This is a genomic window from Candidatus Arsenophonus nilaparvatae (assembly GCF_045346035.1).
Taxonomy (GTDB): Bacteria; Pseudomonadota; Gammaproteobacteria; order Enterobacterales; family Enterobacteriaceae; genus Arsenophonus; species Arsenophonus nilaparvatae.
The window spans coordinates 1,188,227-1,200,655 of sequence record NZ_CP158507.1 but is presented as its reverse complement, the minus strand read 5'-3'; the positions used below and the strand labels follow the sequence as shown (position 1 = coordinate 1,200,655).

The following is a 12,429-nucleotide window of genomic DNA, read 5'->3' as shown; positions in this document are numbered from 1 at the left end:
TGCACGTATTAAATTCCTTCTAGTTCTTATCCAAGCAGCTTTTAAATTGATTAGATAACGCTGTTAAAAATTCTACATAGCTATCCTTACTTAATCCGATGCCGCTCCCTAATGGATCTAATGTCCCCATATATACATCGGTATCTTTTATAACAGCTTTAATCACCGCTGGCCTGAATTGTGGTTCAGCAAAAACACAAACTGCTTTTTTCTGAGCCAACATTGTTCTTATTTGATATAGTCTTTGGGCGCCAGGCTGAATGATAGGATTAATAGTAAAATAACCTAATGAGGCTAAATGATAGCGTTTTTCAAAGTAACCATAAGCATCATGAAAAACAAAATATCGCTTATCTCCAACCGACTGTAACATCTTAGCAATATTTTGATCAGTTTGCGTCAATTTCTCATCGAATTTACGAAGGTTTACGTCCAACTGTTTTTTATATTTAGGATATAAAGCGACTAATCGGTGGTGGATAATGTTAGCAGCAATACGTGCAATGTCTGGTGACAACCAGATGTGCATATTATACTCACCATGTGAATGATGCTCATGATGATGACCATGAGAATTTTTATTATTTACCGCTGTGCTATCTTCGCTGCTTTTCAGTAAGCGTGCTTTTATAGCTGGATCTTCAGCTAATGTGATCCGTTTTTCAGTGGGTAATTGTGCTAATGGTTTCTCTAAAAAAGTTTCTAAATTTGAGCCAACCCAAATGAAAAGATCAGCAGTTTTGATTTTTTCCAGATCGGAAGGTTTTAAAGCATAATCATGGGGTGAAGCACCATCAGGTAATAATATTTGTACCTCAGTAACACCATTAGTAATGGCTGCAGCAATAAAACCTAACGGACGAATTGACGTAACTACATCAGCTTGAGTAGTAGATATGAAACTGAGTAATAGTCCAGCAAGAATATATTTTTTTCCCATAATTTTTTGAACAATTTTTTTTGTTTTGTGTAACATAGAATAGTTTCCATAGACTAATTTTGATAATGTTATATTATAATACTTTAACCATCCTGCAAGAATTATTTACCATGCAAACGCTATTAAGCTTAAAAAATATTGCTGTTAGTTTTGGTTCACACCAAATTGTCGAAAACATCTCCTTTGATCTATATGTTGGAGAAATATTAACACTATTGGGGCCAAATGGTGCTGGTAAATCTACGCTAGCTAAAATACTCCTCGGCCTAATTACCCCTAGTCAAGGAGAAATAATTTACCAAGTCAAATTGCGCATCGGTTATGTGCCACAGAAATTATCGCTGGATATGACAATGCCTTTGACCGTTAAACGTTTTATGACATTAAAACCTGGGGTAAAAACTACTAATATTATTCCTGCATTAATACGTGTCGGCGCCGATCATCTTATCGAGCAACAAATGCAAAAACTATCAGGCGGGGAAACTCAACGTGTTCTACTTGCTCGTGCTTTACTGAATCAACCACAATTACTTGTTTTAGATGAACCTACACAAGGCGTAGATATCAATGGTCAAGTCGCTTTATATAATCTAATCGATAATATTCGTACCGAATCAAATTGTGCTGTTTTTATGATTTCACATGATCTCCACCTTGTGATGGCAAAAACTGATAAAGTACTCTGTATTAATAAACAAATATGCTGCTCTGGCCGGCCAGAGGATGTGGCTTTAGATCCCGAATTTATTGCTATGTTCGGCCATCGTGGGATAGAACAGATCGATATCTATCGCCACCATCATCATAATCATCAATGCGATTTAAATAATGAGATTGATGATAAACCTACAGGGAACTGTCATCATGATTGAACTATTACTACCTGGGTGGTTAGCTGGTATGCTGTTAGCCATTGCCGCAGGACCACTGGGCTCTTTCGTTGTCTGGCGGCGTATGTCATATTTTGGTGATACTCTCGCTCATGCTTCATTACTTGGTATCGCTTTTGGTTTATTACTCAATGTTAATCTGTTTTATGCCGTTATTGCTATCACCCTTCTTCTTGCAATTTTATTAGCCTGGCTAGAAAAGCGCCCACATCTGGCCATCGATACCCTATTAGGCATAATGGCGCATAGTGCCCTATCACTTGGATTAGTCGTCGTCAGTTTAATGGACAATGTTCGTATGGATTTGATGGCTTATTTATTTGGTGATCTATTATCGGTAACTAGCGAGGATGTTTTTTCAATCGCGATAGGTGTTGCTATTGTTTGTTCAATTATTGTCTGGCAATGGCGTAATTTACTGTCAATAACAGTTAATCAAGATTTAGCTTTTGTTGATGGCGTAAAAATACAGCAGCTTAAGGTATTATTAATGCTGGTTACTGCCCTTACCATAGGTATTGCCATGAAATTTGTTGGGGCTTTAATTATTACATCATTATTAATTATTCCTGCCGCTACTGGTAGACGATTTGACAAAACACCAGAGCAAATGGCAGTAGTTGCTATCATTATCGGTATGTTTGCGGTGACGGCTGGACTTGCTCTGTCTGCCTATTACGATACACCAGCAGGGCCCTCGGTTGTGATCTGTGCCAGTGCTTTATTTGTATTAAGTTTATTTATTAAAATAAAAAACTAATCTATTCATACGATAAAATAAATTATTTTTAAAATTAGCTAAACACCCTATTCCCTCACTACAAATCCATCAATTATGACTTGTAGTGAGTTTTTATTTTGCTAATCAAATTAGAACCGGTAACCGATACCAAGCATCCATGTGCCGACTTTTATATTTTTTAAATTAGTATGTTCGAAAGATAATTTGGTATGTTCATATGTAACATCAATAGCTAAATTCTCCACCGGATTAATTTGTAAACCCGCACCATAAACTAATTCAATTTCAGTGTCTTTAAAAGCATTTGCGAATGGTGATTTTGCCTCAACTCTACCACGTGCCGCTCCAATTAAGCCATAGAGACTAATATTGCGATTAAAACGATAGCTAGGACCAAAACTTAATGAAGAATAAATTATATCTACATTAGCAACTTTAATATTATAAATTTTCAAATAATCTTCTTGATTAGTATAAGTCAACGAACCAATAAAACCCCAGTGATTATCAATTTCATAACGATATTTAATATTAATACCCTTTGGTTTATCCTGAAATTCTTCATCTTTAAATTGTAGATGACTTTGTGCATAATCTAGTGATAGAGTATTTTTACTTGCTGCACAGGCATTCGCAGAAACACAGGCAAATATTGTAGCAATGACAGATCTAATAAATATTTTTTTCATTTATCTTCTATTCCTAGTAGAATAATATTTAATTCAATAGTCTTTATAAGATATGAAATAAATCGATTACCCTATATATAAAACTAAATAATTTTTTGTTAAATTTAATTTAAACTGAAAAATAAAATTTGACTGATGATATTTAGTTAGAAGATATATTTAACTTATCATTGATAAATAAGCAGCAATTAAAATAAAAATAAATCGTCCTACTTTAGCTATCGAAACTAAAAATAATGTAGAGGCAAGTTTTAGCTTACCTCCAAAAAAATGACAATTTTATTAAATACAATGATGACAATATTTAGCCAGTTAGTGAAAAATAACTAAGGTTTCATATTAGCATCTATCACTTGATAAAATGCATTACCAGTATCGTAAATTGTCCATACACCTAAAATAACCTGATAACCGGTACGATATGGTACATTACAATCAATTGAGACCTCAAATGAAGGCATTTGCCCCCCATCTGTACGACTGCAAAATGGTTGTAGATCAAATGAGCTACGGGCTAACGGCGCATTAGGATCCCAATTTTGTTTAGTGATGAAATACTCCCAACCGGTAGTTCGATGAGGTGCGGTCAACGTCCAATGGAAAGTATTTTTACCGGGTTAAACATCAACTTTAGTCCAACTAGTAGCAGTCTGTTCATCTAACTCACCAAACCAACGATGTCCAGCACTGGCAATTTTGCCATCAGCTGGCCCATGCCGAGGAAAACCTTTACGACCTTCAACCGATTGTGGTTCAACCATAACCGCACCACAATTACCATTTTTACCTAACGAACACAGATAAGCTCGACTAGTAGGAAAATCGATATAACCATGCATAGGATTGAGGAGAGTATTTGCTCTGGCAAAACTTATAATACTAACATTGCTAATGATAATATTGATAATAATAATTTTATTTTCATTCAGTTTATTCCATAATTAGCTAATTTTATTTATTAAAAAATAGTTAGTAGATATAATAAAAACTACCGTAAAATTATTATTTAACCACGGCAAAAATATCAACAAAAATAATATAATTAATTACATTAATATTAAACTATTGCTTATTCTTGAGAATTAAATATCATCAATTTATATTAATAATGCATTAATTAAATAAGAAGTCCATTGATAATAAAAATAGTTAATAAAAATAACAAATAATAATCATAAATAAATTATTATTTATTCATATATTATAAATAGCAGCCTAACCCGGTGTTAAGCTGTATTGAAAATAATTAGCATGATTATATTAGCGAATTACAAGCAATAAATTTAACCCCATTAATAAACTTAATTAGCATCATCATGATCTTTATTAACCCCAAAATGGCGGTAGGCATGATCAGTCGCAATTCGACCACGGGGAGTACGCTGAATAAAACCTTGTTGAATCAGGAAAGGTTCAAGAACATCCTCTATGGTTTCCCTTTCTTCACCAATTGCAGCAGCCACATTGTCTAATCCTACCGGTCCCCCCATAAATTTATCAATAATAGCAATCAATAACTTACGATCAAGATAGTCAAAACCGGCTGAATCAACATTAAGCATATCTAATGCCTGTGAAGCGATGTCGCCATCAATAATACCATCACCTTTAACTTGGGCAAAATCTCTTACTCGCCGTAATAAACGATTAGTTATCCGCGGTGTTCCCCGTGAGCGCATCGCAATTTGTCTCGCACCGGCATCAGAAATTTCTAACCCCATAAAGTGAGCACTACGTAATACAATCGTCTGTAAATCATCGACATTATAAAATTCAAGACGCTGAACAATACCAAAACGATCTCTAAGCGGGGATGTCAGTGAGCCGGCTCTGGTTGTTGCACCAACTAAAGTAAAAGGAGGTAGATCAATTTTAATTGAACGCGCAGCAGGCCCTTCTCCTATCATTATATCCAGTTGGTAATCTTCCATTGCCGGATAAAGGATCTCTTCTACAACTGGCGATAAACGATGTATTTCATCAATAAAGAGTACATCATGCGGTTCTAAATTGGTTAGCATTGCCGCTAAATCCCCTGCCTTTTCTAACACTGGGCCGGAGGTAGTACGTAAATTTGCGCCCAATTCATTCGCCACAATACCCGCTAATGTCGTTTTACCAAGCCCAGGTGGACCAAAAATCAGCAAGTGATCAAGTGCTTCAGCTCGTAATTTAGCTGCCTGGATAAAGATTTCCATCTGTTGGCAAACCTGAGGTTGCCCGACATATTCAGTAAGGAGTTTTGGTCGAATAGCGCGATCAATCACGTCTTCATCAGGTAAATTCTCAGCAGAAACTAAACGATCAGCCTCAATCATAGGTTTGGTCCTTACTTATTATTTATAATGCAGCTCGCAATGCTTCGCGGATCAATGCTTCACAGTTAGTAGCTCCATTAGCAACTCTGCCGATCATACGGCTCGCATCTTGTGGTTTATAGCCTAAAGAAATTAATGCCGAAACTGCCTCTGCTTCAATATCATGACTATTTTGTTTTGCCGCTGATGAGCCAGGTAAATCTATCGCACTATTATTAAATAGATCGCCATTAAGTCCTTTAAAGCGGTCTTTCATTTCAACCACCAGCCGTTCTGCGGTTTTTTTGCCAACACCCGGTAATTTTACCAAGCTAGAAATCGCTTCTTGTTCTATCGCAGAAACAAATTGATAAGCTGACATACCGGATAAAATGGCCAGCGCTAATTTAGGACCTACCCCATTAACCTTAATTAACTCACGAAATAATGCCCTTTCTTGCTTATCATTGAAACCATATAGTAGCTGCGCATCTTCACGCACGATAAATTGAGTCCATAAGATCACTTCCTGACCAATTTCTGGTAATTCATAAAAACAGGTCATTGGCATATGAACTTCATAACCTACACCATTTAGTTCGAGTAAAACAATAGGCGGCTGTTTTTCCAAAATAGTGCCTCGCAAGCGACCAATCACATCGATTTCCTCTTTTAGGTTATTCTGCTAATGCTTATATTATAAAAAAATACTGGTTTTATATCCAGTTATTAACGCAATCGTCTTTTAGCCAATGATAGTTCTGGCTCACCTATTCGAGCCAAATTTTGATTAAAATGACAATGCGTGATCGCAATAGCTAAAGCATCAGCAGCATCAGCTTGAGGATGCGATAACAATTTCAATATTGAGCAGACCATATGCTGAACTTGTTTTTTTTCCGCCGCTCCCGTGCCAACAACGGATTGTTTTACTTGTCGCGCCGCATATTCAAAAACTGGTAATTGATTATTAACTGCAGCTAAAATCGCCACGCCTCTCGCTTGACCTAATTTTAGAGCAGAATCGGCATTTTTTGCCATAAACACCTGTTCGATAGCAAAACTTTCCGGTCGATATTGGGTAATGATTTCAGTGACACCTGCATAAATACGTTGTAAGCGTGTTGGCAGATCGTCTGCCTGAGTACGTATACAGCCACTACCTATATAGATCAACTGTCGACCTTGTTGACGAATAACACCATAACCGGTAATACGCGAACCAGGATCAATCCCAAGAATAATTGTCATATTCTTGACTCACTGAGTAGGTTAAACATGCAAAGAAAAAGCATACTGATAATCAGCATGCTATCTCTTAATATAAAAAGTTGATTTAATTATAGCTGAGCCGCAACTTCATCTGAAATTTCCCCATTATGATACACTTCTTGTACATCATCAGAATCTTCCAGCATGTCGATTAAACGTAAAAGTTTAAGTGCAGTGTCAGCATCTAAATTCGCTTTGGTTGACGGGATCATTGTCACCTCGGCGGCTTCAGCCTTAAAACCGGCCGCATCTAAAGCATCTTTTACATCACCAAAGCTTTCCAGCGTAGTATAAACATCGATGGCACCATCATCATAAGATTCGACATCATCTGCACCCGCTTCTAATGCCGCTTCCATTAAATTATCTTCATCAATGCCTGGTGCATATGAGATCACGCCACGTTTAGTAAATAAATAAGCAACCGAACCATCAGTACCTAAATTACCACCGCACTTAGTAAAGGCGTGGCGGACATCAGAAACTGTACGATTACGATTATCACTTAAGCATTCAACCATAACAGCCGTACCGCCTGGGCCATAGCCTTCATAAATGATCGTTTCTAGATTATCATTGTCATCACTACCTACACCACGTGCGATTGCTCGATTTAACGTATCTCGCGTCATATTATTAGATAATGCCTTATCAATCGCCGCACGCAATCGTGGGTTTGATGCAGCGTCACCGCCACCTAAACGAGCCGCTGTTACCAGTTCACGAATAATTTTAGTAAAAATTTTACCCCGTTTAGCATCTTGCGCCGCTTTTCGATGTTTAGTATTGGCCCATTTACTATGACCTGCCATGAAATATCTCCCAAAATACGTCAATAAAAATCATTTTAGAACAAATTGTTCAATCGCCTGACGGTTACTCCATGACTTGGTCAATGCTGCTGCCTGAGCAGCAGGTAACCAACGAAAAGCCAAATGTTCTTTCAATAAAAAATCCTGCTCTTGCGGTAAGGCCAAAGAAAACCAATGCTCTTTGCATTGAGTTATACCCGGAGCATAGCGGTGGCGAAATTTTAAAAAAATATCAAAATAGAGACTGTGTTGCAGATCAACTAACATCAAATGCTGTTCGATAATATCAATGCCTATCTCTTCTTTAACTTCACGCAATGCCGTCTCTCTTGGTGTTTCGTTATCCTCAAGACTACCGGTAACTGATTGCCAAAAATCAGGATCATCACGCCGCTGTAGCATCAATACTTGGCGACTCGATTGCACATAAACTACAACTAATACTGATTCCGGCCGTTTATATTGCATAGTATCTATTTAGTTTTTGGAGCAACAGTTATCGCCAATTCCGCTAATGCGGCCGGATTGGCCACACTGGGTGCATCGGTCATCAAACAAGCTGCTGCGGTTGTTTTTGGAAACGCAATCACATCGCGAATATTTTCTGTTCCCGTTAATAACATAACAAGTCTATCTAAACCAAATGCTAAACCGGCATGTGGCGGTGTTCCATATTGTAATGCCTCAAGCAAGAAACCAAATTTATCTTGCTGATCTGATTGGCTAATATTAAGAATTTCAAAAACAGCTTGTTGCATCTTATTATGGTGGATACGCACTGAACCGCCACCAACTTCATAACCATTAATGACCATATCATAGGCATTAGCCACGGCCGCTAGAGGATTGGCTTGTAGTTGCTCCGGGGTAAAATCTTTCGGTGCAGTAAAAGGATGATGCATAGCATGAAGCTCACCATTTTCATCCTCTTCAAACATTGGAAAATCAACAATCCACAACGGTTTCCAGCTATTATTTTGTGTGATTGCTAAATCACGCCCTACTTTCAACCGTAACGCTCCCATTGCATCATTGATAATATATTGTTTACCAGCACCAAATAGCAAAATATCACCCGCTTTAGCTTGGGTACGTGCTAACAAATTATCAATCACCGGTGGTGGTAAAAACTTAGCTATCGGGCTTTGAATATCTACCTGGCCTTCAGTCAGCGAATTAACCTTCATCCAAGCTAATCCTTTGGCGCCGTAAATAGCAACAAATTCAGTATAACCATCAAGTTGTTTACGTGTTAATGTGGCCCCGCCTGGAACACAAAGTGCAGCCACACGGCCTTTTGGATCATTGGCAGCTTCAGCAAAAACTTTAAATTCAACGGCATTGACCAAATTAGCAATATCAACCAATTCTAATGGATTCCGTAAGTCTGGTTTATCTGAACCATAACGTTGCATGGCCTCAGCAAAAGTCATTACCGGAAAAGTGCCTAACTCAATACTTTTATTTTCCTGCCACAATTGACGGATCAAACGCTCCATCACTTCACGAACTTGCTCGGCAGTCATAAAAGAGGTTTCTACGTCGATCTGAGTAAATTCAGGCTGGCGATCAGCTCGTAAATCTTCATCACGAAAACATTTTACTATCTGATAATAGCGATCAAAGCCCGACATCATCAATAATTGTTTAAAAAGTTGTGGTGATTGCGGCAGAGCATAAAACTCACCTTTATGAACGCGGCTTGGAACAAGATAATCACGCGCACCTTCTGGTGTTGCTTTGGTCAAAATGGGCGTTTCAATATCAACAAAACCTTCTGCATCCATAAAACGACGCACAAAACTAGTAATGTTGGCTCGCTCTCTTAAGCGCGTTGCCATTTCCGGCCGCCTTAAATCAAGATAACGATATTTTAATCTTATTTCTTCGGAATTTTGTTGATTGCTATCTATCGGTAATGGTTCAGAACGATTAATAATCGTCAATGCTTGTGCAACAATTTCAATCTCACCGGTCGGTATCTCTTTATTGATTTGTTCACGTTCTCGTACCATACCTGTGATCTGGATACAAAATTCGTTGCGTAACTGTGACGCTTGAGTAAAAAGTTCGGCATGATTTTCCTGCACAAAAACAACTTGAACTAAACCTTCGCGATCTCTCATATCGACAAAAATTAATTTACCTAAATTACGCTGGCGGTTAACCCAGCCACAGAGAGTCACTTTTTGTCCGACGTGAGCAACACCTAATTGCCCACAATAATTTGTCCGCATACGATATCCTTTTACTCATCATACAGAGTCGCTTGCACTAGCCGTTTTAGTGCTATTAATTTAAACATAATCAAAAAATATCGCTATTATACAGAAATTTCTACTGGGAAATAAGTACGCCTTATCATATTGGCCAGATAACTTTTAACGTATTCGCAATCTGAAAGCTTTTTATTGATTTAAATACTATATTTATGGTAACTGTTGAAGTTTTGAGATGTATCATTATTTCACTGTTTTGCCTAATAAAATTGGGGAAAAAAATGGTTAGTTCTCTGTACATTGTATTTAGTGCTTTAATATTGTTTAAGTTATCTTTGGAAGTCATTAAACTCAGAACTCAGTATCAAGTTACTTACGGTGATGGTGGTTTTTGTGAATTACAAACAGCATTACGCGTTCAGAGTAATGCGATTGAGTATATTCCTATCTCTATGCTGTTATTATTGATGATGGAGATGAATGGTGCACCCGTTTGGGCTATTCATCTTTGTGGGTTAATTTTTATCATCGCCAGAATTTTTCATTACTTTGGCCTAAAACATAGAGAACGAACTTGGCGCCATTTTGGCCAAATAACGACTTATAGTTCTATGATTTTGATGATCCTGGTTAACATTTATTATTTGCCTTGGATACAAATTTTTTCGTTTGATCTTTAATACAAGATTTATTTCATTAACATGGTCATCATTATACGCTTTGCCATGTTAATGAGTTTTAATTTATGTCCTAACATAAAATCTGTTAGAATTAATCACCGTTTGCTATTTAATTAATTCACAGGTTATGTCCAGCCAAATTTTAGATAAACAGAAAGACACCTTATTTGCCACTCCTATTGCCAATTTAGGTGATTGGCAATTTGATGAAAAAGTTGCCGAAGTCTTTCCTGATATGATCAAACGTTCTGTTCCTGGCTATTCAAATATTATTACTATGATTGGTATGCTCGCGACACGTTTCGTCACACCCAATAGCACTATTTATGATCTGGGCTGTTCTTTAGGCGCAGCGACATTATCAATTCGTCGTAATATTGAGACTAAAAATTGTAAAATAATTGCTATTGATAATTCAGCGGCCATGATTGAGCGTTGCCAACGAAATGTTGATGCTTACAAAGCGAATACGCCGGTTGAAATCATTAAAGGCGATATTCTCGATATCAACATACAAAATGCCTCAATGGTGGTATTAAATTTTACCTTACAATTTATTGCGCCAAACGTTCGACAACAATTAATTAACCGGATCTACCAAGGACTAAATCCCGGTGGTGTCTTAGTGTTATCAGAAAAATTTAATTTTAGCGACGAGAAAATTGGCAATTTACTGTTTAATATGCATTATGATTTCAAGCGTGCCAATGGCTATAGTGAATTAGAGATAAGTCAAAAACGCAATATGCTAGAAAACAGCATGTTAACGGACTCGATTAGCAAACATAAATCACGTTTGCTCGCAGCTGGGTTTAATCATTGTGACTTATGGTTTCAATGTTTCAATTTCGGTTCACTACTCGCTATCAAGGAACAAGTTTGATGATAGATTTTGGCCATTTTTATCAACAAATCGCCGTAGGATCACTTAGCCATTGGTTAGAAACGCTGCCATGCCAAATTGAACAATGGAAAAAAACCACTCAACATGGGCAATTTAATTGTTGGCAAAAAATAGTGCAAAATCTGCCCGCTATGACACCCGCTCACTTAGATCTAAAAACCGCAGTAATAGCCAAAAATGAGTTACCAATTTGTTTAAAAGATAAGCAACGGATCACTTTACTGCTAAAAAGCCTAATGCCCTGGCGTAAAGGCCCATTTTCCCTTTACGATATTAATATTGATTGCGAATGGCGTTCGGACTGGAAATGGCAACGTATACTGCCTCATCTTTCACCATTAACAGATAAACAAGTACTTGATGTCGGCTGCGGTAATGGCTATCACATGTGGAGAATGGTTGGTGAAGGCGCAAAAACTGTCATCGGTATTGATCCTACCCAACTATTTTTATGTCAGTTTGAAGCCATACGTAAATTAATTGGCAATAATCAACAAGCACATCTATTGCCTCTAGGTATCGAGCAACTACCGACGCTCGCTGCCTTTGATACTGTATTTTCAATGGGTGTACTTTATCATCGGCGTTCACCGTTAGATCATCTCTATCAGCTAAAAAATCAATTAGTTTCCGGTGGTGAGCTAGTACTGGAAAGTTTAGTTATTGAAGGTGATGAAAACCAATGCTTAATACCTGAAGAACGTTATGCTCAAATGCGGAATGTTTATTTTATTCCCTCAGCCAAAATGCTTAAAATCTGGCTAGAAAAGTGTGGCTTTTGCGATGTGCATATTGTTGATCAAACAGTAACAACCGTACAAGAACAGCGAAAAACAGCCTGGATGGAAACCGAATCATTAGCAAATTTTCTTGACTCAAATAACATGCATTTGACAGTTGAAGGTTATCTGGCTCCTCTACGAGCAACTTTAGTTGCCAAAAAAAGGTAAACTTGACGGTATTGAATACCGTCATTGCACT

The 12,429-nt window shown here is 37.4% G+C and carries 13 protein-coding genes and 1 pseudogene; 5 read left to right on the top strand and 9 right to left on the bottom strand.

Going from position 1 to position 12,429, the window contains the following annotated elements; translation table 11 throughout:
• Window positions 1-19: 19 nt before the first annotated feature.
• Entirely contained in the window at window positions 20-976 is a 957-nt protein-coding gene (gene znuA / locus WH390_RS05825; RefSeq protein ID WP_032115898.1) for a zinc ABC transporter substrate-binding protein ZnuA, read from the bottom strand.
• Between the two features lie 74 nt (window positions 977-1,050).
• Between znuA and znuC the strand changes: the two genes are divergently transcribed.
• Complete coding sequence (gene znuC, locus WH390_RS05820) at window positions 1,051-1,815, top strand: zinc ABC transporter ATP-binding protein ZnuC (RefSeq protein WP_032115998.1); 765 nt, start codon at window positions 1,051-1,053, stop codon at window positions 1,813-1,815.
• Complete coding sequence (znuB, locus tag WH390_RS05815) at window positions 1,808-2,593, top strand: zinc ABC transporter permease subunit ZnuB (protein ID WP_032115899.1); 786 nt, start codon at window positions 1,808-1,810, stop codon at window positions 2,591-2,593. The genes znuC and znuB overlap by 8 nt, the downstream gene beginning before the upstream one ends.
• A gap of 110 nt (window positions 2,594-2,703) precedes the next feature.
• Here the strand turns inward: znuB and WH390_RS05810 are convergent, their stop codons facing one another.
• From WH390_RS05810 to aspS, 8 genes and pseudogenes are all read right to left on the bottom strand, one after another.
• Window positions 2,704-3,264, bottom strand: coding sequence for an Ail/Lom family outer membrane beta-barrel protein (locus WH390_RS05810; protein WP_032115900.1), 561 nt, complete (start codon window positions 3,262-3,264; stop codon window positions 2,704-2,706).
• 326 nt (window positions 3,265-3,590) lie between these two features.
• Window positions 3,591-4,193: pseudogene (locus WH390_RS05805) on the bottom strand (lytic polysaccharide monooxygenase).
• Between the two features lie 372 nt (window positions 4,194-4,565).
• Window positions 4,566-5,582: a Holliday junction branch migration DNA helicase RuvB gene (ruvB, locus tag WH390_RS05800; RefSeq protein ID WP_032115901.1), complete on the bottom strand. Its 1,017-nt coding sequence runs from the start codon at window positions 5,580-5,582 to the stop codon at window positions 4,566-4,568.
• Between the two features lie 22 nt (window positions 5,583-5,604).
• The gene (gene ruvA, locus WH390_RS05795; protein WP_032115902.1) at window positions 5,605-6,219 is read right to left on the bottom strand and encodes a Holliday junction branch migration protein RuvA; all 615 of its coding nucleotides are present in this window, start codon (window positions 6,217-6,219) and stop codon (window positions 5,605-5,607) included.
• Between the two features lie 71 nt (window positions 6,220-6,290).
• Window positions 6,291-6,812 carry a crossover junction endodeoxyribonuclease RuvC gene (ruvC, locus tag WH390_RS05790; protein ID WP_032115903.1) on the bottom strand — a complete coding sequence of 174 codons (522 nt, stop codon included), beginning with the start codon at window positions 6,810-6,812 and terminating at the stop codon, window positions 6,291-6,293.
• Between the two features lie 89 nt (window positions 6,813-6,901).
• Window positions 6,902-7,645 carry a YebC/PmpR family DNA-binding transcriptional regulator gene (locus WH390_RS05785; RefSeq protein ID WP_032115904.1) on the bottom strand — a complete coding sequence of 248 codons (744 nt, stop codon included), beginning with the start codon at window positions 7,643-7,645 and terminating at the stop codon, window positions 6,902-6,904.
• Window positions 7,646-7,675: 30 nt separating this feature from the next.
• Window positions 7,676-8,113 (bottom strand): dihydroneopterin triphosphate diphosphatase, encoded by a 438-nt coding sequence (gene nudB, locus WH390_RS05780; RefSeq protein ID WP_032115905.1) that lies wholly within the window; start codon window positions 8,111-8,113, stop codon window positions 7,676-7,678.
• Window positions 8,114-8,118: 5 nt separating this feature from the next.
• Entirely contained in the window at window positions 8,119-9,882 is a 1,764-nt protein-coding gene (gene aspS, locus WH390_RS05775) for an aspartate--tRNA ligase (RefSeq protein WP_032115906.1), read from the bottom strand.
• Between the two features lie 263 nt (window positions 9,883-10,145).
• Here aspS and WH390_RS05770 point away from each other — a divergent pair, with 263 nt between their 5' ends.
• From WH390_RS05770 to cmoB, 3 genes are all read left to right on the top strand, one after another.
• The gene (locus tag WH390_RS05770) at window positions 10,146-10,544 is read left to right on the top strand and encodes an MAPEG family protein (protein ID WP_032115907.1); all 399 of its coding nucleotides are present in this window, start codon (window positions 10,146-10,148) and stop codon (window positions 10,542-10,544) included.
• Between the two features lie 127 nt (window positions 10,545-10,671).
• Window positions 10,672-11,427 carry a carboxy-S-adenosyl-L-methionine synthase CmoA gene (gene cmoA, locus WH390_RS05765; RefSeq protein WP_032115908.1) on the top strand — a complete coding sequence of 252 codons (756 nt, stop codon included), beginning with the start codon at window positions 10,672-10,674 and terminating at the stop codon, window positions 11,425-11,427.
• Window positions 11,427-12,398, top strand: a complete 972-nt coding sequence (cmoB, locus tag WH390_RS05760) for a tRNA 5-methoxyuridine(34)/uridine 5-oxyacetic acid(34) synthase CmoB (RefSeq protein WP_032115909.1) — start codon at window positions 11,427-11,429, stop codon at window positions 12,396-12,398. Before cmoA ends, cmoB begins: the two co-directional genes overlap by 1 nt.
• The last annotated feature ends 31 nt before the right edge of the window (window positions 12,399-12,429 follow it).